The sequence below is a fragment of the Cupriavidus sp. PET2-C1 genome (genome assembly GCF_054515855.1).
Genome location: NZ_CM137260.1, coordinates 1,293,360 through 1,315,927 on the forward strand (window position 1 = coordinate 1,293,360; position 22,568 = coordinate 1,315,927).

Sequence of the window (22,568 nt, forward strand, 5' to 3'; positions counted from 1 at the left end):
GATCAGCGCAGCTTTAAGACGCTTTAAGACGCTTTAAGCGGTATTAAGTAGTTAAGAGAAAAAGGAGCCAGAACAATGAGCGCAAGCGCCGATCGCAAGGTAGTGCTGGTGACGCGCAAGACACGGCTGGAAGAGTTGCTGGCGCGCTACCACTCGCTGGCGCAGGCACGCTTCTACCTGGAACACCTCGGCGCGGACATCACCGATTACCAGCGTGAGCACGACACCTATCTTGCCGCGCGCGAACAGGTGGCCGCCGTGCTGTCGCGCTACCTGCGCCGGCAGGTGGTGGACCGCCAGTTCCTGCCCAACTTCCTGTTCGGCCCGGAGGACATCGTGGTGGCGCTGGGCCAGGACGGCCTGGTTGCCAACACCATGAAATACCTGAACGGCCAGCCGCTGATCGGCGTGAACCCGGATCCGGCGCGCCACGACGGTGTGCTGCTGCCATTCAAGGTGGGCGACCTGGCGCGTGTGCTGGCCGAAGCCATGCAGGACCGCCGCCCCGCGCGCCCGGTCACCATGGCGCGCGCCGAACTGTCGGACCAGCAGGTGCTGTACGCGGTCAACGACTTCTTTATCGGGCCGCGCAGCCACACCTCGGCGCGCTACGAGATCCAGCTCGGCGCGCGCAGCGAGGTGCAGTCGTCGAGCGGCGTCATTGTCTCCACGGGACTTGGCTCCACAGCCTGGCTCAAGAGCATCGTCACCGGCGCGCGCGCCATTGCGCAGCCAGACGGTGGCGCCGACGCAGCGTATCAACCCTTGCCATGGGATACCGACCGGCTGGTGTTTGCGGTGCGCGAGCCCTTTCCGAGCCGCGCCAGCCAGGCCACGTTGGTCTATGGCAACGTGCCGCGCGGCGAGCAGATCGTGCTGCGCTCGCTGATGCCGGAAACCGGCGTGATCTTCAGCGACGGCATCGAAGCCGATTTCCTGCAATTCAACGCGGGCACCGAGGCCCGCATCGGCGTGGCCGAGCGCAGCGGGCAGCTGGTGCAGTAGGGCCGCCCCTTATTCGCCCTCCGGCAGCAGTTCGATCCCATCCAGCTCGGCCGCGCAGGTATCGCGCACGATCGAGACAAAGTCGCGCACATAGGGGCGCTGCGCGAGCGGCGCCGGCGTGGTGGCATAGAGCTCGCTCCACAAACCCTTGGCGCCGATGCGCTTGGCCAGCACGTAATCGTGGTCGACATAGTTCTTCACGCCCCAGTTGGGCAGCGCGGCCACGCCGCGGCGGCTGGCCACCAGCTGCAGCACGGCCACCGTCAGCTCGGCGGTGCGCCGCTGCAGCTTGATGCCGGCGGGCTCCAGCACTTCGCGGATCAGGTCGATGCGCTGCTCCGGCACCGGATAGGTGATCAGCGTTTCGCCGTCCAGGTCGGCCGCCTCGATCCGGCGCTTGTTGCGCAGCCGGTGCTCGTTGGCGATCACCGCGAGGATCTCGAAGCGGAACAGCGGCGCCACCGCCAGGCCGCGCTTGGCCGGCGGCATCGAGCCGATCACCATGTCGGTGCGGCCCTCGGCCAGCAGCGCCAGGGGATCGGCGTGGAAGCCCGCCACCAGGTCCACCTCCACCTCCGGCCAGCGCCGGCGGAACTCGTCCATCACAGGCATCAGCCAGTCAAAGCAGGTATGGCACTCCAGCACGATGCGCAGCTCGCCGCGCGTGTCGCCCTTGAGCCGGGCCAGGTCACGCTCAGCCGTGCTGATGGCCGCCAGCGTCTCGCGCGCCAGCGCCAGCAGCCGGTCGCCGGCCGGCGTGAAGCGCAGGCCCTGGCGGGTGCGGTCGAACAGCGGCAGGCCGTAGTGCGCCTCGATGCCTTTGATCTGATGGGACAGCGCCGACTGGCTGACGTGCACGCGCTCCGCGGCCGTGGCGAGCTTGCCGGATTCGGCAATCGCCACCAGCGAGCGCAGGTGCCTGACTTCGATCACGGTTTGCTCCTGGAATGTGAAACATGGCGCCTGGACGGGCCGATATGAAATTGATTCATACGTTGATTAAATCTTATCGCTTGATTCATTTTACGCTGGATTCCACACTGTGCGCCATCGTCACATTCCCAATACGGAGCACGGCATGGCACGCACTCATATCGCTGGATTTCCGCGCATCGGCGCCCAGCGCGAACTGAAATTCGCCCAGGAGGCGTTCTGGCGCGGCGAAACGGACGAGGCCAGCCTGCGCCAGGTAGCGGCCGGCCTGCGCCAGCGCCACTGGCAGTCGCAGGCGCAAGCCGGGCTGGACAGCGTGGCGGTGGGCGACTTCGCCTACTACGACCAGGTGCTGGGCCTGAGCGCCTTGCTCGGCGCCCTGCCCACGCGTTTCGGCTTCGACCCGAAGCAGCTGAGCCTGGCCCAGTACTTCGAGCTGGCCCGCGGCAACAAGGCCCAGCCGGCCATGGAAATGACCAAGTGGTTCGATACCAACTACCACTACCTGGTCCCGGAACTCGGCCCCGACACCCGTTTCGACGGCGGCGTGGACTGGTTCTTCGATGAAGTGGAAGAAGCGCTGGCGCTGGGCCTCAAGACCAAGCCGGTGCTGATCGGGCCGGTCACCTACCTGTGGCTGTCCAAGACCCACGTGGACGGATTCGACCGCCTGAGCCTGCTGCCCAGCCTGGTAGCCGCCTATGGCCGCATCCTGGCCCGCCTGCGCGAACGTGGCATCGAATGGGTGCAAATCGACGAGCCCGCGCTGTGCCTGGACCTGGAGCCGGCATGGCTCGATGCCTGTGACAGCGCCTATGCCGAACTGGCCAAGTCCGGCGTCAAGCTGCTGCTGGCTACCTACTTCGACAGCGCCGCCGACCACGCCGAGCGCGCCGCTGCCCTGCCGGTGCAAGGCTTCCACGTCGACCTGGTCCGCGCACCGCAGCAGCTCGACGCCTGGCGCAAGGTGCTGCCGGCCGGCGCGGTGCTGTCCGCCGGCGTCATCGATGGCCGCAACATCTGGCGCACCGACCTGCGCCGCGCGCTGGCCGCGCTGGCACCGCTGCATGCCGAACTGGGCGAGCGCCTGTGGGTCGCGCCGTCCTGCTCGCTGTTGCACGTGCCGGTCTCGCTAGAGGCCGAGCGCAAGCTCGATGCGGAAATCAAGACCTGGCTGGCCTTCGCCACCGAGAAGCTGGCCGAGGTCAGCGTGCTGGCCCGCGCCTTGAACGAAGGCGAGGCAGCGGTCGCCGCCGAGCTGGCCGCCGCCGATGCCGCGCTGGCCTCGCGCCGCAGCTCGCGCCGCGTGGTTAACCAGCAGGTGCAGGCACGCGTCGCGGCAGTCACCGCTGCCATGGCGGAGCGCAAGAGCCCGTTCCAGGCCCGCATCGAACACCAGCGCGCCGCGCTGCAGCTGCCGGCGCTGCCGACCACCACCATCGGCTCCTTCCCGCAGACGCCGGCAATCCGCCAGACCCGTGCCGCCTACCGCCGCGGCGACATCGGCGCGCTGGATTACCTGCACCGCATCCGCGGAGAAATCGAGACCGCCGTGCGCAAGCAGGAAGCGCTCGGCCTGGACGTGCTGGTGCATGGTGAAGCCGAGCGCAACGACATGGTCGAGTATTTCGGCGAGCAGCTGTGCGGTTACACCTTCACCGAAAACGGCTGGGTGCAAAGCTATGGCTCGCGCTGCGTCAAGCCGCCGGTGATCTACGGCGATGTGTACCGCCCCGAGCCGATGACGGTGGAAACCACGCGCTATGCGCAATCGCTCACCGACCGTCCGATGAAGGGCATGCTCACCGGCCCCGTCACCATGCTGCAATGGTCCTTCGTGCGCGACGACCAGCCGCGCGCCACCACCACGCTGCAACTCGCGCTGGCGATCCGCGACGAGGTCTCGGACCTGGAACAAGCCGGCATCCGCATCATCCAGATCGACGAGCCCGCGCTGCGCGAAGGCTTGCCGCTGCGCAAGGGTGACTGGGCCGCGTACCTGGACTGGGCCGTGCATGCGTTCAAGATCTCGGCCGCCTCGGTGGCGGACGAAACGCAGATCCACACCCATATGTGCTACGCCGAGTTCAACGACATCCTGCCTGCCATTGCCGCGCTGGACGCCGACGTGATCACCATCGAAACCTCGCGCTCCGCCATGGAGCTGCTCGAAGGCTTCGGCGAGTTCGACTACCCCAACGAGATCGGACCGGGCGTGTACGACATCCACTCGCCGCGCGTGCCTAGCGTGCAAGCCATCACGCATCTGCTGGAGCGCGCCTGCGAGGTCATTCCGCCGCAACGGCTGTGGGTCAATCCGGACTGTGGGCTGAAGACGCGCGCCTGGCCCGAAACCGAAGCCGCGCTGGCCAATATGGTCGCTGCCGCGCGCAGCCTGCGCGAGCAGATCGGCAAGGACAGCGCGACCAAGTGGCAGCGCGCCACCCGCCGCACCGGGCTGGGCGGGCACGCCGCACACCATGGCGCCGCGCACGCAGCGGGTTGCGCCGATTGCGCTAGCCAGGCGGCCTGATCCGCGCCCTGCCGGGTCCGATCAAGCGTCACCAAGCCTTACCAGCTTTACCGGCCTTACCAAGCCAACGGGCCGGCATGCATCGCATGCCGGCCCGTTGGCCGTCTTGCGTTCCCTTGCACGCCAAGCGGCAAAACGCCGCACCGCGACGGACAGACTGCGCCCGGGCGCACGTTGCGGCACTGTGTCACATAGCGCACACCAGGCCTCCCTCCGTATCGTACGCGGCTATCCAAGCACGGTTAAAAGGCGCGACCCAAAGCAGGCCTGCCGCCACAAGGGAAATCATGAAACGAGCCAGACACTGGAAGCAGCGCGCCGCCGCCCTGCCCGCCGCCGCCTTCACCACATTCACCACCGCCGCGCTCGCACAGGCTGGCGCGCCCGCCACACCCGATGCAACTGTCACGTTGCCTGCGGCGACCGTTACGGCCAAGGCCCCAGGCTCGCTCACCGCGCCGAACGTGCAGCAGCAACAACAGGCACTGGACCAGACGGCCGGCTCGGTCGGCTTTGTCGACGCCGCGTCCTACGGCGACACCTACGCCAGCAACCTGCGCGACGTGCTCAAGGATGCGCCCGGCGTGTATGTGCAGGAGCGCTACGGCCAGGAACTGCGCCTGTCGATCCGCGGCTCGGGCATTGCGCGCGGCTATCACGCGCGCGGCTTGGATCTCCTGCAGGATGGCGTCCCCACCAACTTTGCCGACGGCAGCGGCGACTACTACCAGATCGACCCGCTCGGCCTGAGCGCGGCCGAAATCTACAAGGGCGGCAACGGGCTGGCTTACGGTACCACCACGCTGGGCGGTGCGATCAACTTCACCACGCCCACCGCGCTCACCGCCGATGCGCCCAACCAGGTGCGCGTCGATGGCGGCAGCTTCGGCACGGCGCGCGCCAGCGGCCAGGTCTCGCGCCAGATCGGCGCCTTCGACTTTCTCGCCAACCTGAGCGTCAACCACTCGGACGGGTTCCGTGCGCACGAGCGCGGCCAGTACGAGCAGTTCAACGCCAACTTCGGCTATCGGTTCAGCCCGGCGGTGGAAACCCGTTTCTATGTGGGCGCCTATATCGTCGACCAGCAATTGCCCGGCGCGCTGTCGCTCACCGATGCGCTGAACAATCCGAAGAAGGCCGCGCCAGCCGCGCTGTCCGGCGACCAGGCGCGCAACACGCGCACCGAGCGCGTGGCCAATGTCACCACCGTCAAGCTAGACAGCGGCCAGCTCGATTTCAGCACCTGGGTCATTCACAAGAGCCTGTACCACCCGATCTTCCAGGTCATCGACCAGGACTACTGGACCTATGGCTTCGCGCCGCGCTACACCGGCACGCAGACTATCGGCGGCCTGCGCAACCAGCTCATCGTCGGCGCGCGCTTCTTCGGCGGCAACAACGATGCGCGCCAGTACGTCAACAACGCCGGCAACCGCGGCGCGCAGACGCTCAACGCCGCGCAGGATGCGTACAACTACGAGGCATATCTCGAAGACCGCCTTTACGTGACCCCCACCATCGCGCTGATGGCCGGTGCCAAGGCCTACCGCAATGTCCGCCGCTATCAGGACTACGGCGGCCTGCCGGCCAATCCCACGGCCAAGTCCGATAGCGCCACCTACAGCGGCGTGAACCCGAAATTCGGCGTGCTGTGGGAGCCGGCGCCTGACGTGCAGGCGTTTGCCGACATCACGCGCAGCGCGGACGTACCCGACTTTACCGACCTGAGCCAGACCATGGCCACCACCACCCGCTTTGTGCCGCTGAGCGCGCAGCGCGGCTGGACGCTTGAGCTGGGCACGCGGGGCAAGCGCGAACGTTTCTCCTGGGACGTGACGGCCTACCGCTCGCTGGTACGCGACCAGTTGCTGCAATACACCACCAACCCGAACATCCCGGCCGCGACCTTCAACGCCAACCGCACCACGCTGCAAGGCGTGGAGCTCGGCGTCTCCGGCGACGTGCTGCAGAACCTGTTCGGCCCCGGCGACAAGCTCACGCTGTCGCAACTGTGGAATTACAGCGACTTCCGCTTCGACAACGATCCGCAGTACGGCAACAACCGCATCGCCGGCATACCCGAGCACGTGCTGCGCACCACCGTTGCCTACAGCCGCGCGGCCGGGCTGCGGGTTGCCGGGACCATCGACTGGGTGCCGGGCGGCGCCTATGTCGACTACGCCAACACGCTGCGCACGCCTGGCTACGTGCTATTTGGCCTGCAGGCCAGCTACGCATTCCAGCGCGGCGTGACGGTGTTCCTAGATGCGCGCAATCTCGGCAACAAGCGCTATGTGAGCGACTTCAGCACCGTGGCCAACGCGCGGACAGCCAACACCGCGGTGTTCTATCCCGGTTCGGGCCGAGCGCTTTATGCTGGCATCAAATACAAGTTCTGAGCGCGCACCTTGTCATGAAAAAACCCGCCTCGGCGGGCTTTTTCATCTCAGCGCGCGGCTTGGCGCCCGCCATCACTCCACCCGCATCACCGGCGGCGTGCTCCAGGTGCCGTCCAGCATCACCTGCCGGGGCCAATACACCCGCATCATCAGGTTGAAGCCATCAGGCGGCGCCGGCAGCCAGTTGGCCACCCGCTTGCCCGCCGGGCGCGCATTCTGGATATAGATATCGAGCGAGCCGTCCCGGTTGTACCGCAGCCGGTCACGGTCCCCGATGGCATAGCGGTTTAGCGGATTGGCGACAAACGCCTGCTTGTCGTTATAGAGCGTCAGTGACCAGAAGGCCGTGCCCGGCGGCATCTGGCCTTTGTTGAAATGCATGACGTAGCGGTTTGCCCCGTTCAACGGCTTGCCGCCGGCGTCGACCCGCGTGCTGGGATACAGCGCATCCGCCGGCAGGTTGGCGCCAAGCCCAACCCGGGCCACCAGCGCGCGCTTGGCATAGGCCGTGCCGTAGTCGCCGAGATCCCGGTGCACGATCCATTTGCCGTCCCCTTCGCCACTGCCGCGCTTGGCCATGGCCACGATGCCCGCCAGGGCGGCGGTGGCGCCCTCCTGCACCGCGCGGGCCGTCGATGGCTCCAGCGCGGTCACGGAGAAGGGCTTGCCCGGAACGATCCCGAACTTCTTGATCGATTCCACCATGGCCGCATCGGCCGCGGCCGGAGGATTGGCCGGCAGCAATTCGGCGAAGCGGGTGAAGAATGCCTGCGCGTCCATCGCCGCCACCTGCTCAACGGGCGGCGTTTCCATATCCACGGGAACCGCTTCGGGCAGCATCGCCTCGGCGGGCTTAGGCCGCGCCTTGCCGCCACGCTGCAAGGCGGAGAGCGGCGCCAGGCGATATTGGTCCTGCAAGCGGCGGACCGCTGCGTAATCCTGCTTGCCATTGGTTTGCGTACGGCCGATGAGCCACACCATCTCGGTCGGCGAGCGGATTTCCGTGACGCCTGGCGGCAAGGTGCCATTCCACATCGGCCCCGTGACAGCGTAGACCGCTTTTTTGGTGCCCGCGGTGCGTTTGCCCGGCGACGCGAAGACGTTGGTCCAGGCGTCCATCAGCGGCATCAGGTAATAACGCCCGTGCGTGTCGGGCAGCGCGAGGATCACCGGGCCGCCGGACAAATCCAGCCATGCCGTCGAATAGAGCGTATCGGCATTCGGGCTGACCACGTCGGTAAAGGTGGCGTCCGGGAAACTGCGCTTATGCGAGAAGGTATTGGCCGGCACGCGGGCACTCATGACCTCACGCGTGACATCCATCAGCACCAGCGGATAGGCATAGACAAATATCTGGGCAGATAACGCCTTGACCGCCTCATCGGATGGCGGCGAAGCTGGCTGCGGCACCGCGGAAGTTTGCGGGCCCGCGGCGCAGGCAGACAACAGCAGACCGAGCGCAAGCGCGCTCGCAATTCGGCGTAGCGAAATAATCATGACCCCGGTTCCTCGTCGGAATGGCTACCTTCCGTGCGCTTTTCGCCGACGTATGGGCGACATCGTTGCACAGAGGCGCGTCTATTTTCCCGAGCGATGATGTTCCCGGCAACCGGAGTTGTCAATTGAGCAACGGTAAACAGTGAGGGCAAACGCACCATCGCCCACCAACGCCTACCAACGCTGACCCCGCACAATGCATTTGACTGGAAGCTGATGGACCGGCGCCGTCTCTCATTACTGCTTCGATTACCTTGATGATTATCTTGCCGATAAGAGCCGCCTGATGAAATTAATATGGCCAAGCCCCTGGAATCCATTATTGGCCCAACACATTCAGCCTCGATGGCTGCCCGGTAAAACCGGAGCCCGAGCGTGTTGGACTGCAGCGCCCCGCCCGAACTCTCGGCATCAAAAAGTGCACCAAAAACCACAAAAACAAGGCAGCTCGGGTTGCGTCATCTGGCGGATCCGAAAGTAGTTTTGTCCGTTCGGTAACGCTCGGAAGCCGTAGATTCATAACACCGGACATGGGACCGCCCGCGTTTTCTTCCCTGGCAACGCTAATCGATGCCAGCGGCTGCCTGCGCAAGATCATCAGGAGGAAGGCCGGCAACGCCAGCCGCGCCTCGTCCGGTAGCGGCGGGCCATTTGTGGCCGGCCGCAACATATCGCCCCCTTCCCGGCCCTTGCACTGGGCGGAACGGGGCGGGAAGCGGAGCAACATGCGATGCATGACTACGACATCGACGCGGAGCCGCCCGGGCTCCAGGTATTCGAAGGCGTCGTGACTCGACATCTGCTCGACGAGATCAATGCGGCAATCGACGCCAGCCGGCCAACGTGGCGGCCCGCAGATGGCCGCCGCGCCACGCAGGCAGCCGTGCAATTTGCAGACATGCTGCGCCAAAACGAGGGCTTTCAGCTGGCGGAGCGGCAGGCCTGCGAAATCTCAAGGCGATGGGCGCGCAAGGCCGGCTGGGAGCTCAACGGCGAGCCGCCACTGTGCGTACTGCGCTGTGTCAATAGCGGCTTGCCCGCCCAGAGCCACCTGCGGCATTACGACTCCCATATCCTGACGCTGCTGGTTCCGCTGCAAGAGGCGCAGGCCACCCAGGAAAACGGGGACCTGATCATCTACCGGCGCCAGCGCCATGCGGTGACGGCCTTGTCGAATATCGTTGCGAAGATCCGGCTGATCCTGTTGCGCAACCTGCCGTTCGTCATCCGCCGCGCGCAGACCTTCCGCCATCTTGCCGAGCACCAGTGCGACCGCATCGCCTGTGTGCCGGGCAATGTCTATGCGTTCAACGGCTTCGTCACCCTGCACGCCAACCTGCATGCCGAGGCGGGCGAGCGCCGTTCCTTGATCGTCCACTATTACGATCCCGGCCTGACCGCCGGGCTCAGCACGGTGCCGCGCGCGTGGCGCGCGTTGCGCGACCGGCTGCTTGACGCGTTCCAGCGCACCAGACCGCGGGCCTGAAGCCACGTCCTCCTGTCACCCCCCATCGGTTCCGCTTGGGCGCCCGGATCATTTCGCCGATACTGGGTAAGCGGGTCGCCGCCCCGGCGGCGCCAGACTGCGAATTGCATCTACGCGATCGATGGGACCGTCATGGCAACTGGCAGTGCGATGCTGGCCAAGCACCCCGACCTGTCGGCTGCGCAGGTTTATCTCTTCGCCTTTACCCTGGGCTGCGCCACCGGCGTGGACTTCGTGGCGTCGTCCATGATGGGCGTCGCGGGCACCCATATCCGGGGTGGCATTCACGCCTCGCCTGAGGATTTTCTCTGGAGCCTCACCGCCTATGCCGCCGCGGCCACCGTCGCCAATCTGGTGCTGCGGCGCATCGCGCAGGACATCAGCTATCGCGGATTCACGCTGCTCGGCCTGCTCATCGCCACCGTGGGCGCCGCGCTTTGCGCTGTCTGCAATACACCGCTCGAACTGAGCCTGGCGCGCGCGGTGCAGGGTCTTGGCGCGGGTGGCCTGTTCACCGCGTCGCGCATCATCATCCAGCTGGTCGCCGCCCGTGAAGAGCGCCGGCCCCTCTTCCTGGGCTTCAACGCCGGCGGCATGGGCCTGGCGGCACTGGCCCCATGGATTTCCGCGGTGCTGGTGGAGGATGCGAGCTGGCGGATGATCTTCGTGGTCCAGGCCGCGATGTCGGTCGCGGCGATATTGCTGGTGCTGGTCTCGTATCCGCGCCGGCTCGCGACCTCGCTGGCGCCGTGGGAGGTAGACGTCGGCGGCATGGATTGGGTGACCGTGATCTTGCTGGGCACGGGCGCGCTGGTGCTGCTACACGGGCTGGGCGACCTGCGATTCTACGAGCTGGCGAACTCGCCGTCGGTAGCGATCACCCCGATCGTCGGGCTGTTGCTCGTGGCTAGCGTATTCATCCACCAGCATCGCCACCCCGATCCCTGGCTCAACCCCAAGCTGCTGTTCGGCCGCCGCTACCTGGTCGGGCTGGGCTTCTATACCTTGTATTACTTCCTCAACGGGCTCTGGGGCTATGTGGTACCTACCACGCTGCAGTCCGGGCTGGGCTTTACCTTCCAGACCGCCGGCAAGGTGCTCACCATCACCGGACTGATCGGCTTCGCGGGCCTTTGCGTCTTTACCTATGCCGGCGCCCGCTTGACGGGGCAACGCCGCTACATCGCGCTGGGGTATTGCATGTTTGCCGGCGCGGCCTGGATGCTGAGCCAGCGGATGATGCCGGGGGCCTCCATGGCCGTCCTGCTGCCGGCCCTGACCCTGCAAAGCCTGACCACGCCATTCATCCTGGCGTTGGTGGCGGGGCTAACCTATGCGGAATTCAGCGTCGAGGATTTTGCCCACGCCTATCAGTTCAAGAACATCGTGCGCCAGATCGCAACCGCCGGCGGCACGGGCGTGGCAAGCCTGTGGCTCCAGTATGGCGAGGCCATGGCACGCACACAGCTGGTAGCGCGGATTACGCCCTTCGACCTGCCCGATGGTTTTGACGCCGCCACGCTGCTACGCTGGTCGGCGCTGATCGACCAACAGGCGCAGCTGATTGCGGTGAGCAATCTGTTCGCGCTGCTGGCGGTGGCGTGCATGGGCGTGGCGCTGATCGCCGTGGCGCAGCGCGCGCTGCGCTAAGAGGCCGTTTCAAAAAGATGCTGGCGTCGTTGCGCGGCCTTGGCCGTACCACTTGTACTGTCTGCGGCCGCGCGCCTAGCCAGAACCGCTTCGCTTCATTTTGAAACGGCCTCTAAGTCGCGTCAAAGAACGCGGCGGGAGGGGGCGGAGGACTCGGCGGCGCACGGAATTGCGACGTAAGTATGGGTGCCAGACCGGCAAAAATCCCCCAAAGTGGCGGGATTGTGAGCAAACGAATGGGCTCTACAATGCGGCTGCGCGGGGCATACGCTTCGCGAGGCGAGCCGCACAGGAAGCACATCCATGACGCTTTATCTACTCGGATTCCTAATCTTCGAAGCCTTGTGGTTCTTCCCGTTCAGGAAGGTATTCAAGGCTGCCCATTTTGGTCCGCACTACGCCTATCTGGCGCTGCTGCCGTTCATCGGGCCGCTGCTGTGCATCTGGATTCTCGCCTCACGCCCCTGGCCACTGAAATCCAAGCTGGTCCGCACGTTCTCGCAGGCATAGCGCGTGCGCCAGGCCGCGTGACGCAATCAGAAATCGTGGTCCCCCAGCATGATGGGGTTAACAGACGGGTCCGCAGACCATTTCCGCAAGGCCACTTCCTGGATGCGGCCGAGATTACGCTCAAAAATATCCAGGTGGCTGCCAATCTGGCCTTGCGCCAGTTCATCCAGCGCCGAGCGCGAAACAAAGCCGCTGCTGTCCACGCCGTTTGCCACAATGGAAAAGCCAATTTGCTCGCCATCGTCAGACGGGGCCGGATTGAGTATCAGGAAGGCTGTCGACATCGTTAGCTCACGTGGATTCAGAGGGCGGATCGTAGCATGAGCGACGCCGCGCGATCACGCTGCACGATCAGCGTCCATGCATGCCGTCATGGGAAGGGTATCGCCTGATTCCATGACCATCCCATCTTCCATGAGTATCTTCCTTGCGCACTAAAGAGCACCTGAAGTGCCGCTGAACGTGCATCACCGCCAGGAGACAAAAACATGGATCGTCGTCATTTCCTTACCACCGCGGTAGCCGCCGCCGCACTCGGCGCAGCCCCTGCCTTTGCCCATGGCTGGCCAAGCCGCCCACTGCGGCTGGTCGTGGCCTACCCTGCTGGCGGCGGCACCGATGTGGTCGCGCGGCTGTTCGCGGACTTCCTTGGCAAGGCCGTTGGCCAATCGGTCGTGGTCGAGAACAAGCCGGGTGGCGCGACGATTCCCGCTACGCTCGACGTGATCCGCGCCAAGCCGGACGGCCACACGCTGCTGATGACGCTCGGCTCCTCGGCCACTTCGGGTGCCCATATCAACAAGGTACCCTACGACCCGCTCACTGACCTGACCGCGCTGGCCGAAGCCGCACGGGCGCCCGTCTTGCTGGTCGCCACCAGGAACGCGCCCTTCTCCACGCTGGCGGAGATGATCGCCTACTCCAAGAGCGCGAAGTCTGCGCTGCATTCGGCCTCGTATGGTCCGGGCACATCGTCGCACTTTGGCCCCCTGCTGCTGAACAAGCTATCTGGCAGCCGGCTCGAACCGGTGTTGTACAAGGGTTCGGCTCCTGCCACGCAAGACCTGGTGGGTGGCGTGGTGCCGGTAATGATCGACGGGCTGACCACCGCCGTGCCGCTCTATCAGTCGGGCAAGACCAAGGCGCTGGCCATCACCACGCCGGAACGCTCCGACATGGCGCCGGGCGTTGCCTCGTTCCGTGAACTGGGATTTCCGGGCATGGAGCAATTGAGCGGCTACTTCGCGCTGTTCGGCCCCAAGGCCATGCCGGCGGACGTGGTTGGCGCGGCCTCGGCGGCGATCCAGAAGGTGCTCGCCGACCCGGCCTATCACAAGCGGCTGTTCGCGGTCGGCGTGCTGCCGCCGCAGGCCATCACGCCGCCTGCCTTCGCCGCGCAGGTCAAGGCGGACTACCTGCGCTGGGGCGAGTTCATCAAGGAGATCGGCTTCACCATCGACGCTTGACCGGCAGCACGGCGACCGGCGCGCGCCGTGTCAGAGCCGCGCGGCGGCCGCCGTGAGCCAGGCCGCGGTCTGGTCGGGAATTGTGATCGGCAGCATGTGGCCGCCAGGGACAAGTTCGAGATCCAGCGCCGGCAGCTTGTCCTTCATCGCCTTGCCCTGCGCCTGCCAGTCGAGCACGGCATCCTCGGTCCCGTACAGGATGCTGATCGGCAAGGCCAGCGAGGCATAACGCTGCGCCATGGATGGCAGGTCCTCCTCCACGCTGACCATATCCGTCGAAGTGGCATAGAAGCTGCGCGGCCTCAGGCTGAGAAGGCCGCCGCCTGCGATGCCGAAGTCCTGCGGCAGCCGGTCGGGGCTGAAGATCAGTTCGACCATGGCCTTGCCGCGCAAGATAGACCGTGGGATCGCCCACGTCCATGCGATCACGCGGCGCATGGCGGCGGAGGAAATCGACAGCGTACGGAACATGGGCGGCACGCCCTCCACCGGATGCGTCAGCGGAGCAATCAACGCCAGCCCGCCGACCGTGCCGGGGTGATCGAGCGCAACGCCAAGCGCCACCGCCCCACCCAGGGAGTGCCCGACCAACAGCGGATTCTGCAGGTCTAGCGCACGGATGAACTTGGCCACGACCGCGCTCTGCACGCTCAGGCGGGCCGACATCGCCGGTGGCCGCGTCGAATGGCCCGAGCCGGGCCGGTCGACCAGGATCACGCGGAACCGGCCGGTCAGCTTTTCAAGCAGCGCATAGGAAAAATTGCCGGTCTGCCCCCCCAGCCCGTGAACCATCACGATAGCCGGGCCCTCGCCCTTGTCGATGTAATGAAGGCGGGCGCCATCGATCTCGATAAACTTCCCCTTGGGCGGCAGCGCATTTTCCACCTTGCGCGCAATCAGGCCGGAGAATGCCACCAACCCAAGCAGAACGACGGCGCCCACGGCGACGCAGGCAATCAATATGGTCATTGTGTATGTACCTTCACCGTTGAAATTCAACCTTGACGTTCAACCTTGACGTTCAAGCATTATCCGTCAGCCATTCACCGAGGCAGCCGTGCCTGCACGGCCGAAGGCCATCTCGCTGTCTTCCACCTTGCCGAACTTCAGGGCCATCAGGTCGAACAGGTAGTTCTGATGCACCTTCCACGGCCGCCTGGAGCCCTGCTTGGGCAAGATGTTGCTGGCCCGCTGGACATAGCCGGAGCTCAGCGAGAGCGAAGGCTCCTCATCGGATGCCCGATCCGTGCGGCGCGGCGCGCACCAGGCATGACCCTTCGCGTCCATATGATTGATCAGGCGGCACACGTAGGTCGACGAGAGCTCCGCCTTTAGCGTCCAGGAGGCGTTGACATAGCCCATGGCCACCGCCAGGTTCGGCATGTCGCTATACATCATGCCCTTGTACATGAAGGCCTGCGCCGGGTTCATCGGGGTGCCGTCCACTTCGAGCTTCATCCCCCCGGCCACCTTCAACTGAAGCCCGGTAGCCGTGATGATGACATCCGCGTCGAGCCGCTCGCCGGAGCGCAGCAGCAGGCCGGCCTCGGTGAACGACTCGATCTGGTCGGTGACTACCGAAGCCTTGCCTGAGCGGATGGACTTGAACAGATCCGAGTCGGGCACCAGGCAGAGCCGCTGGTCCCATGGCTTGTAAGACGGCGTGAAATGCTTGTCGATATCGTAGTCCGGACCGAGTTGCGCGCGCACCCCCTTGAGGATCTTGCTCTTGACCAGGTCTGGCTTCTTGCGCGAGAGATTGTAGAAGTACATGCCCAGGAGCACGTTCTTCCAGCGCGTGACGCGATGCGCCATGGATGCCGGCAGCCGCCGCTGCAACCATGCGGAGACAGCATCGCTGGACGGGCGCGCCACGATGTACGTTGGCGAGCGCTGCAGCATGGTCACGTGGGCCGCCCGCTCGGCCATCGCCGGCAGCAGCGTAACGGCCGTGGCGCCGCTGCCGATCACGACCACGCGCTTGCCGTCGTACACCAGGTCCGCCGGCCAGTGCTGAGGGTGCACCACACGGCCATTGAAGCGCTCCATGCCCGGCCACCCGGGCATATAGCCGTCGGCATAATCGTAGTAGCCGCTGCACAGGTAGAGAAAACTGCAGGTAAAACGGGCAGGCGTGCCTTGCGGGCCTACCGTGGCATCGACCGTCCACCTTGCGGCCTCGGACGACCACGACGCACGCCATACGCGATGGCCAAAGCGGATGTGCCGCTCGATGCCGAATTCCTTGGCCGTGCCACGGATGTATTCAAGGATCGAGTCACCATCGGCAATGGATTTTTCGCTTCGCCATGGGTGGAAGCTGAAACCCAGGGTGTACATGTCCGAATCGGACCGCACACCGGGGTAGCGAAACAGATCCCATGTGCCACCGATGGCCTCGCGCCCTTCCAGGATCGCGTAGGTCTTGCCCGGGCAACTGGTCTGCAGATGGTAGCCAGCGCAGATGCCCGAAAGCCCCGCCCCGACTACCAGCACATCGACGTGCTGCGCCGCTGCCTGCCCTGGCGCCTGCTCGTCCTGGCGCTCTGCCGCCGCCGTGCCGGCGTGAACATCGGGATGCGGGTGCTTCGCATTGCCTGATAGCATCGTTCGTCTCCTGTTGGCCAAACCGAGCCGGCGCTTGTCGCGTCGAATTCTCACGGTGCGTCCGTACTGTATTCAGACTAGACTAGGGTGTTCACCCTAATTAATCAACCGAGATTGCCAAAACTAGGGCTTACCCCTAACCATCTGCCGTGCAAACATGCAGATAACAGAATATGCAGGGAGTTACCAACCATGAACCAACCATGACAGTGCAAGTCGCGCTAGCCCGGCGCCCCAAAACGCGCGAGCGCATCCTTGACGCTTGCCTGAGCCTGTTCAACGAGCGCGGGCCAGTCGTGGTGACCACCGCGGAGATCGCCTCGGCGGTCGGCATACAGGAAGGGAATCTCTACTATCACTTTCACCGCAAGGAACAGATCCTCGAGGCCCTGTTCGACAACTTCGAGCGGGCGCTGCGCGACACCTCGGTCGCGGATCTGGCGCAAGGCGACGCACCCAGCCGTTTCGCGGGCTACCTGAGCGGCTGGTTCAACCTGATGTGGGAGTGGCGCTTCTTCTATCGCGATGCGGCGTCCATCTACGGCCTGGCGCCAACGCTGAGGTTGCGCACCGAGGCGCTTGCCAACGACGGACAGCACCATGTCCGTCGCGTGTTCGGCGCCATGCAAGCGCAAGGATTGCTGCGCGCCACGCCCGAGCAGCTTGACCACTTGGTCGTCAACACGTGGATCGTATCGACCTATTGGATCGACTACCTGCGGTCCCGGCACGGCATCGATGCCATCAAGCGCGAGCACATCAATTGGGGCGCGTCGCAGCTCATGAGCCTGTTCTCGCCCTTCCTCACGCAGGTCGGCATCGGCTTGCTGAATATCCAGCCAAGCGAAGGCTGACGCAAGGCGCCGCGACCTTGAGAGGCGGCCCTCCACCGCCCTCTAATTGCCAACTCCAGCATGCCATGCCATTAAAGGCATGTGGAAGTCAATAAGGCAATTCTTAATTTTTCTAAAAAAAATCACTAAAGTCATTTTTGCTGTTTTTCTACAGTAGAATCCCGGCCTTGCGAGCGCGCGAGTCCTAAGACATTTCGGATTGGGTCCTAAGACATTTCCGAATACCCGCCAATGTTCATAGGCCGGCGCGTTCGCTTGAATGCGCGGCACCTTGCATCTCTCGCTGCCCTCCCTTCATTTTTGACTCTGCCAATGCAAGCTTTCCGACTTGTCGTTTTGCTGTTTACTGCCCTCGCGGCTACCCAGGCAGCCGCTGCCGACAGCGTCGCCTTTGCCGGCTTTGCCTATGCCGGCGACGCGCAACAGATCGCGGCCCGCTTCCCGGTTACGCGACAGGTCGAGGCCGAGCTGACCGCCTCCGGCAGCGCGCCGAACAAGGCCATCAGCAGGTCCCTGGCCGCGCGCCCCCCGGCCAATTTCACGCTGTCCAGCGACGGCATGGCCAGCCTGAAGAATAGCGACCAGGCTCTCGCCACCGCACTGGTGGTGACCAGCGAGACCATCTCGTCCGAGCGCTTCGGCCGCCTGTACAAAGTGCTGGCCAACGTGCGTGGCCAAGCCTTGGTGTTCGACTTCAAGGCCATGACGGTGCTGCGCGCCTACCCGATCAATGTGACCTACCTCGACGTGCTCGACCATCAGCCCAGCGAGCGTGAGAAGCGCGACCGCGTCAAGCGCCTGCTGCTCGGCGGCGACAAGCCGGGCCTGTTCGATCGCTACGCTCAGGTCCTGTCGGGCGCGAAGCTGCCGTCGTCGGGCACCCGCTACCTGCAGGTAGCGCAAGTCAACGTGGCGCCCGAAGCGCTGGCCCAGTTGCCCGAAGGCCTGAAGTCGGGCTCCGGCGTGGCCGAAGGCTGGCTCGCCGACATGTTCGGCGAAGCCCTGCTGGATAAGGCGGGCGTACCGATCCTGCCGTTCACCAAAGGCTATGCCATTGGCAATGCGATGGCGATGCGCTTCGCCGACGGCGAAGTCTTCAACCTCAAGCTGCCTGAGCCCGACTACACCATCCAGGTGGACCTGAAGGGCTTCAAGCGGGTCGAGTACGGCAGCTCTGCGGCCGGCACCAGCTACATCTATGCGGTGTACAGCCACGTCAAGCTGGGCGAGCCGATGTCCGGCAAACAGTACCTCGATGCAGATTTCAAGAACGGCGAAGTGAAAGCCGTCCCCGTCACGCAGTCGGAGATCGATGATTTCCCCGCTTACGCGGATTCCCTGCGAGGCCTGTTCACCAAGCTGTCCAGTTCGCTGGGCGGCCAGGACAGCGACTGGCTGGCTGCGGCATCGTCGGGCGACAACGTTGGTAAACAAGTAGATGTCACAAGAGGAGTGGTCAAGTCATGCAAGTAATCCGTCAGCTCTGTTGGCTGTTTTTGTTCGCGTGCAGCCTGGCGTCGGCACAGGTGGTGTCATCCAAGGGCATGGCAAACGTGAAGTACGACAGCTCGGTGTTCTCGAGCAAGGCCAGCGCCGAGGACAAGGACCGCGCCTTCAAGACCGCGCAGGTCAACGCCATCGAGCGCTACTACGCCGAGAGCGGTGAATCGCAAGCCGAGAATTTCGACAGCATCCGCGACAAGGTCGCGGCCAACCTCGACAAGTTCGTGCTGGGCGCGACCATCATCAGCGAGGAAGACAAGAAGGACGCCAGCCAGTATTCGGTGGTGGTCCGCGTCGACATCAACGTCGCCAAGCTGCGTAACGCGGTCAAGGGCGGCGCGGCTGTGGCCACCGCTTCGGACGCGCAGAAATCCCCGCTGACCTTCCTGTTCGTGGCGCGCCAGCAGGACTCCGTCAAGTCCTTCGATACGCGCGTCTACAAGCGCGCCGACATGAAGGAAAACGTCAACGAGAAGTCGACCCGCAACAGCTATTCGGCCAATGCCTCTGTCTCCGTCGAAACTGGCGGCAGCCGCACCCGCAAGGCGGATGACGTGAGCTGGCGCCTGGTGCCGTCGGGCAACCTGAACTCGGTGTTCACCGGCGTGTTCGCGCAGTCGGGCTTCCAGGTGGTGGAAGCCGCCTATGTCGAGCCCTCCTCGGGCGGCCACCTGCGCATCAGCGCACTGGAAAACGACTACAAGAGCGGCAACGACCTGCAGCCCGCCACCATGCGCGAGGCCGTGCTGGGCCTGCAGACCGCCCAGGTCCCTTACCTGGCGCTCGGCACGCTCGACATCGGCATGCAGGACAGCGACCCGGTCACCGGCCTGACCCGCATGTACGTGACGGTAACGGCCAAGCTGCTTGACGTGACCACGCGTTTCCCGCGCACGGTGTCGTCGGTCGGCCCGGTGCAATACGCCGGCACCGGCCCGGACGCCAGCGTGGCACAGACCAACGCGCTCAAGCGCGCGGCCGACTCGGCGGCACGTGAACTGGCCGCGCAACTGAACAACGCCAAAGTCCGCTAATTGCTTCCAGGCCGGCGCAAGCGCGTCACGGTACCGTACGGCCGGCCGCCCTACCCCTTTGCTTTCCCTGGAGAACAAACATGCTGAAGAAAGTCATCTCGATCGCTGCACTGTCCCTGCTGGCCGCTGGCCAGGCCCACGCCCTGCCCTCGCTGGGCAGCCTGACGGGTGGTTCGTCCTCGTCCAGCAGCGGCGCCACCGCCGATGCAAGCGGCGCGCAAGATCAGTTGTCCAAGGCCTACGTGGCTGCCGGCCGCGAAGTGCTGGTGGCCCAGTCCCACCTGGCGGACGCGGTTGGCCTGAAGGAACTGTCGGCCAAGGCAAAGGCGACGGCTGACGCGCTGACCGACGGCGCCACCAAGGGCAACCTGGAAGACTCCGACAAGCTGCAGAGCGAAGCCTCGGCCGCCATCGAAGCCAAGCTGAAAGACTCGAACACCAAGATCGACGCCGCCGGCAAGCAATCGTACGTCGAAGGCATGAAGCACCTTGGCCTGGGCGTGCTGCGCTATGTGGGCCTGCGGCCCAGCCTGATCGCCTTCAAGGATGCCGCACAGTCGCAACTCACCAGCGCATCGGTGATGGAAAAGCTGACGCTGACCAACAAGCTGTCGACGGGCACCTACATCGCTAGCGAAGCACCGGGCCACGTGACCCGCCTGGGCAGCACGCTGCAGGCCGCCACCGCATACGCGAAGAGCAACGAAATCCCCGTGCCGAAGGATGCCACCGCGGCACTCTCGGCCAAGTTCTAAGCCTGTTGCCATCGTGAACCAGAGCGGAACACTCCCCATGAAATGGCATCGTGCGCTGGCAGTCTGCGGCCTCGCATTGACGGTGTCGGTGGCAGGCTGCAAAGGCCGTGACGCGGAGCCGCCACCGGCCGCCGCGTCCGCGGGCGCTTCCGCGCCGGTGGCAAGCGGCAGTGGCGCACCCGACGTGGGCCAGGTCGAAAAGGTGCGGGTCACCACCACCGGGCTTGGCCATACGCCGGCCGAAGCTATCGACCAGGCACTGCGCCAGGCCGTCATGCAGGTCAATGGCATGACCATCGAGCAGTCGTCGACGCAGTTCAAGTCGGTGCTGGGCCTGGCCGTGGGACGCGATCCGCTCACGCTGAGCTCGGCCGGCTTCGCCGAGCTGGTGAGCCAGAGCAGCCGTGGCGCCATCAGCAACTTCAAGGTGATCGAGATCAGCGAGCCCGGCCTGACCGAGCGCATGATCAAGGCCACCATCGAGGCCAATGTGGCCAAGTACAAGGCGCCGGCGGACCAGGGCAAGCTGCGCATCGCCATCGCCCCGCTGCGCGTGGATAGCCGCGCCGGCGGCGACACCGTGCGCATCGCCGCCGAGCTGCGCCAGCGCATTATGGACGCGCTGACGCAGAGCGGACGCTTCACCGTGCTGGAGCGCGATGTGGCACCGGAGCTCGGTGACGAAATGGATCGCATCTCGAACGGCCAGACCTCGGCGGACCAGTTCGCCAAGCTCGGCCAGGGACTCGGCGCGGACCTGATCTGGTTCGGCCGCGTCAATGCGTTCGAGCCGGGACGCCGCGCCAATGCAGATGGCGAGGCCGGCGTGCCAGGGCACTGGTCGGTCTCGCAGAAGTTCGTCAACGTGACCACCAGCGAAGTCCTGTTCAGCAATACCGCCAAGGGCGACGCCGGACGCGCGGCAGGCGAGCGCGTGGAAGCCATGGAAGGCGCCGTCGTCTCCAAAGTGGTAGCCGACATCCTGGTGCGCCTCTACCCCGTCAGCGTGGCCTCCCGCGATGGCCACAACGTGGTGCTGAGCCAGGGTGGCCAGTCGGTGAGCAGCGGCACGGCCTATCAGGTCGTCATGCTGGGCAACGAGCTGCGCGATCCGCAGACCGGCCGCTCGCTCGGACGTACCGAGCAGGAGTGCTGCACCGTGGTGGTGGACCGGGTCACCCCTTCCTTGTCGTATGGGCATCTGGAAGACGTCAAGGTAAAGCTCGACGATATTCCAGCTGGCTCCCTGCAGCTGCGCGCGGAGATTCCGCCTGCGCCACCGGCGGCTGATACCAAGCCCAAGAAGAAGGCAGCACCGCGCAAGGAAGAGTCCCTGGGGCCGCCCAAGAGCGACGCGAACTGGTGATCGGGTGATCGATCGGGTGATCTGTTGAAGCCTTAACGCCAGCCGGTCTGAAAGACGGCTCGCACGACAAAGCCGCACGCCGTCCTGGCGTGCGGCTTTGTCCATTCCGGGCGCCGCTTGCATACGCCATCGCCATCGCCATCGCCATCGCCATCGCCATTGACGACAGGCAAGCGCGCCAGATGGTTCTAAGGTAAGAGTTGGCCCCCTCCTGTGCGACCGGCAGCTGGGGTTCTTTGAGTCACTTACCGGAGAGGAACATGTCAGTGACGCTCAGGTATTGGTCAGAAGACGGCGATGAGGAAACCGTCAATGTATCGTCCGCTCAACTCCTGTCACAAATTGCGCCCCAACCCCCTTCGCGATCGCAGAAGCCGCCACCGGCCTCTGAAGAAAAGCCGATCAAGTGGACCATCCCGGACGACCCTCCGGGTGATTTCGCTTAGCGCATAAGGGCAAGGCGACAAAGCAAAAAGCCCGTGCGGCTTGAACCGGACGGGCTTTTGGAATTTGGTTGCGGGGGCAGGACTTGAACCTGCGACCTTCGGGTTATGAGCCCGACGAGCTGCCAACTGCTCCACCCCGCGAATGAGAATATACGCCGATTAGCGGCATCTGGATAGCCCTAATACAAAAAGAACTGAAAAGTGCTAGCGCCCATTCTTTTGGCGTGCGGCGGCTGCCGCTCCATGTACGCTCGCGAATGCACGCAGCCGCGTCAGCGGCACTCAGCTATTTTCATCGATCCACTGCTTCGCCCACGCGTAAGCCGCGATTTTTGCGTCGGCTGCCGTGGCGTGATTGCGGCCAATGGATTTGGAATCCTGCACTATCGCCCCGTCCTCCCAGATCGCGCATGACGCAATGTGCAAACCGTCCTTGATCGTCTTGCAGAAGACGTGGACTACGTACCCTTTGTACTCTGTGATGCCGCTTTCCATCTGCGTCCTGGCTCCCCTGCATGCTTCTC

Annotated in this window: 18 protein-coding genes and 1 tRNA gene; 12 read left to right on the plus strand and 7 right to left on the minus strand. The window is 64.7% G+C overall.

Features of this window, described 5'->3' with window-relative positions; translation table 11 throughout:
* The first annotated feature begins 75 nt into the window (after positions 1–75).
* Positions 76–1,005, plus strand: coding sequence for a diacylglycerol kinase catalytic domain-containing protein (locus tag ACX12D_RS25810; protein ID WP_459376294.1), 930 nt, complete (start codon positions 76–78; stop codon positions 1,003–1,005).
* Positions 1,006–1,014: 9 nt separating this feature from the next.
* Here the strand turns inward: ACX12D_RS25810 and ACX12D_RS25815 are convergent, their stop codons facing one another.
* Positions 1,015–1,938, minus strand: a complete 924-nt coding sequence (locus ACX12D_RS25815) for a LysR family transcriptional regulator (protein WP_006156332.1) — start codon at positions 1,936–1,938, stop codon at positions 1,015–1,017.
* Positions 1,939–2,083: 145 nt separating this feature from the next.
* On the opposite strand from ACX12D_RS25815, the gene metE reads away from it, so the two are divergent.
* Together metE and ACX12D_RS25825 are read left to right on the plus strand one after the other, a co-directional pair.
* On the plus strand, positions 2,084–4,471 hold the full coding sequence (gene metE, locus ACX12D_RS25820) for a 5-methyltetrahydropteroyltriglutamate--homocysteine S-methyltransferase (protein WP_459376295.1): 2,388 nt from the start codon (positions 2,084–2,086) through the stop codon (positions 4,469–4,471).
* Positions 4,472–4,758: 287 nt separating this feature from the next.
* A complete protein-coding gene (locus ACX12D_RS25825; RefSeq protein WP_459376296.1) occupies positions 4,759–6,870 on the plus strand; it encodes a TonB-dependent receptor family protein in 2,112 nt (703 codons plus the stop codon).
* A 72-nt stretch (positions 6,871–6,942) separates the two neighbouring features.
* On the opposite strand, the gene ACX12D_RS25830 is transcribed toward ACX12D_RS25825, so the two are convergent.
* Entirely contained in the window at positions 6,943–8,367 is a 1,425-nt protein-coding gene (locus ACX12D_RS25830; RefSeq protein WP_459376297.1) for a DUF1254 domain-containing protein, read from the minus strand.
* A gap of 730 nt (positions 8,368–9,097) precedes the next feature.
* On the opposite strand from ACX12D_RS25830, the gene ACX12D_RS25835 reads away from it, so the two are divergent.
* From ACX12D_RS25835 to ACX12D_RS25845, 3 genes are all read left to right on the plus strand, one after another.
* Positions 9,098–9,853: a hypothetical protein gene (locus ACX12D_RS25835; RefSeq protein WP_459376298.1), complete on the plus strand. Its 756-nt coding sequence runs from the start codon at positions 9,098–9,100 to the stop codon at positions 9,851–9,853.
* Positions 9,854–9,985: 132 nt separating this feature from the next.
* The gene (locus ACX12D_RS25840) at positions 9,986–11,503 is read left to right on the plus strand and encodes an MFS transporter (RefSeq protein ID WP_459376299.1); all 1,518 of its coding nucleotides are present in this window, start codon (positions 9,986–9,988) and stop codon (positions 11,501–11,503) included.
* 303 nt (positions 11,504–11,806) lie between these two features.
* Complete coding sequence (locus tag ACX12D_RS25845; protein ID WP_459376300.1) at positions 11,807–12,013, plus strand: hypothetical protein; 207 nt, start codon at positions 11,807–11,809, stop codon at positions 12,011–12,013.
* A gap of 26 nt (positions 12,014–12,039) precedes the next feature.
* Here ACX12D_RS25845 and ACX12D_RS25850 read toward each other — a convergent pair whose 3' ends face one another.
* Entirely contained in the window at positions 12,040–12,297 is a 258-nt protein-coding gene (locus ACX12D_RS25850; protein WP_459376301.1) for a hypothetical protein, read from the minus strand.
* A 204-nt stretch (positions 12,298–12,501) separates the two neighbouring features.
* Here ACX12D_RS25850 and ACX12D_RS25855 point away from each other — a divergent pair, with 204 nt between their 5' ends.
* Positions 12,502–13,479: a tripartite tricarboxylate transporter substrate binding protein gene (locus ACX12D_RS25855; protein ID WP_459376302.1), complete on the plus strand. Its 978-nt coding sequence runs from the start codon at positions 12,502–12,504 to the stop codon at positions 13,477–13,479.
* A gap of 30 nt (positions 13,480–13,509) precedes the next feature.
* Here ACX12D_RS25855 and ACX12D_RS25860 read toward each other — a convergent pair whose 3' ends face one another.
* Positions 13,510–14,448, minus strand: a complete 939-nt coding sequence (locus ACX12D_RS25860) for an alpha/beta fold hydrolase (protein ID WP_459376303.1) — start codon at positions 14,446–14,448, stop codon at positions 13,510–13,512.
* Positions 14,449–14,514: 66 nt separating this feature from the next.
* Positions 14,515–16,086, minus strand: a complete 1,572-nt coding sequence (locus ACX12D_RS25865) for a flavin-containing monooxygenase (protein ID WP_459376304.1) — start codon at positions 16,084–16,086, stop codon at positions 14,515–14,517.
* Between the two features lie 203 nt (positions 16,087–16,289).
* Between ACX12D_RS25865 and ACX12D_RS25870 the strand changes: the two genes are divergently transcribed.
* From ACX12D_RS25870 to ACX12D_RS25890, 5 genes are all read left to right on the plus strand, one after another.
* Positions 16,290–16,940 (plus strand): TetR/AcrR family transcriptional regulator, encoded by a 651-nt coding sequence (locus ACX12D_RS25870; RefSeq protein ID WP_459376305.1) that lies wholly within the window; start codon positions 16,290–16,292, stop codon positions 16,938–16,940.
* A 312-nt stretch (positions 16,941–17,252) separates the two neighbouring features.
* Positions 17,253–18,413 carry a hypothetical protein gene (locus ACX12D_RS25875; RefSeq protein ID WP_459376306.1) on the plus strand — a complete coding sequence of 387 codons (1,161 nt, stop codon included), beginning with the start codon at positions 17,253–17,255 and terminating at the stop codon, positions 18,411–18,413.
* Entirely contained in the window at positions 18,404–19,477 is a 1,074-nt protein-coding gene (locus tag ACX12D_RS25880; protein ID WP_459376307.1) for a hypothetical protein, read from the plus strand. The genes ACX12D_RS25875 and ACX12D_RS25880 overlap by 10 nt, the downstream gene beginning before the upstream one ends.
* An 80-nt stretch (positions 19,478–19,557) precedes the next feature.
* A complete protein-coding gene (locus tag ACX12D_RS25885; protein WP_441631495.1) occupies positions 19,558–20,232 on the plus strand; it encodes a hypothetical protein in 675 nt (224 codons plus the stop codon).
* A gap of 37 nt (positions 20,233–20,269) precedes the next feature.
* Positions 20,270–21,598, plus strand: a complete 1,329-nt coding sequence (locus ACX12D_RS25890) for a CsgG/HfaB family protein (protein WP_459376309.1) — start codon at positions 20,270–20,272, stop codon at positions 21,596–21,598.
* Positions 21,599–22,109: 511 nt separating this feature from the next.
* Here ACX12D_RS25890 and ACX12D_RS25895 read toward each other — a convergent pair.
* A tRNA-Met gene (locus tag ACX12D_RS25895) sits at positions 22,110–22,185 on the minus strand.
* A 141-nt stretch (positions 22,186–22,326) separates the two neighbouring features.
* Positions 22,327–22,539, minus strand: a complete 213-nt coding sequence (locus ACX12D_RS25900) for a hypothetical protein (protein ID WP_459376310.1) — start codon at positions 22,537–22,539, stop codon at positions 22,327–22,329.
* Positions 22,540–22,568: the final 29 nt, after the last annotated feature.

Bases quoted from the DNA above. Each gene is read 5' to 3' on its own strand.
- ACX12D_RS25810 (WP_459376294.1), top strand. From the start codon at position 76: ATGAGCGCAAGCGCCGATCGCAAGGTAGTGCTGGTGACGCGCAAGACA.
- metE (WP_459376295.1), top strand. From the start codon at position 2,084: ATGGCACGCACTCATATCGCTGGATTTCCGCGCATCGGCGCCCAGCGC.
- ACX12D_RS25825 (WP_459376296.1), top strand. From the start codon at position 4,759: ATGAAACGAGCCAGACACTGGAAGCAGCGCGCCGCCGCCCTGCCCGCC.
- ACX12D_RS25830 (WP_459376297.1), bottom strand. From the start codon at position 8,367: ATGATTATTTCGCTACGCCGAATTGCGAGCGCGCTTGCGCTCGGTCTG.
- ACX12D_RS25835 (WP_459376298.1), top strand. From the start codon at position 9,098: ATGCATGACTACGACATCGACGCGGAGCCGCCCGGGCTCCAGGTATTC.
- ACX12D_RS25840 (WP_459376299.1), top strand. From the start codon at position 9,986: ATGGCAACTGGCAGTGCGATGCTGGCCAAGCACCCCGACCTGTCGGCT.
- ACX12D_RS25845 (WP_459376300.1), top strand. From the start codon at position 11,807: ATGACGCTTTATCTACTCGGATTCCTAATCTTCGAAGCCTTGTGGTTC.
- ACX12D_RS25850 (WP_459376301.1), bottom strand. From the start codon at position 12,297: ATGTCGACAGCCTTCCTGATACTCAATCCGGCCCCGTCTGACGATGGC.
- ACX12D_RS25855 (WP_459376302.1), top strand. From the start codon at position 12,502: ATGGATCGTCGTCATTTCCTTACCACCGCGGTAGCCGCCGCCGCACTC.
- ACX12D_RS25860 (WP_459376303.1), bottom strand. From the start codon at position 14,448: ATGACCATATTGATTGCCTGCGTCGCCGTGGGCGCCGTCGTTCTGCTT.
- ACX12D_RS25865 (WP_459376304.1), bottom strand. From the start codon at position 16,086: ATGCTATCAGGCAATGCGAAGCACCCGCATCCCGATGTTCACGCCGGC.
- ACX12D_RS25870 (WP_459376305.1), top strand. From the start codon at position 16,290: ATGACAGTGCAAGTCGCGCTAGCCCGGCGCCCCAAAACGCGCGAGCGC.
- ACX12D_RS25875 (WP_459376306.1), top strand. From the start codon at position 17,253: ATGCAAGCTTTCCGACTTGTCGTTTTGCTGTTTACTGCCCTCGCGGCT.
- ACX12D_RS25880 (WP_459376307.1), top strand. From the start codon at position 18,404: ATGCAAGTAATCCGTCAGCTCTGTTGGCTGTTTTTGTTCGCGTGCAGC.
- ACX12D_RS25885 (WP_441631495.1), top strand. From the start codon at position 19,558: ATGCTGAAGAAAGTCATCTCGATCGCTGCACTGTCCCTGCTGGCCGCT.
- ACX12D_RS25890 (WP_459376309.1), top strand. From the start codon at position 20,270: ATGAAATGGCATCGTGCGCTGGCAGTCTGCGGCCTCGCATTGACGGTG.
- ACX12D_RS25900 (WP_459376310.1), bottom strand. From the start codon at position 22,539: ATGGAAAGCGGCATCACAGAGTACAAAGGGTACGTAGTCCACGTCTTC.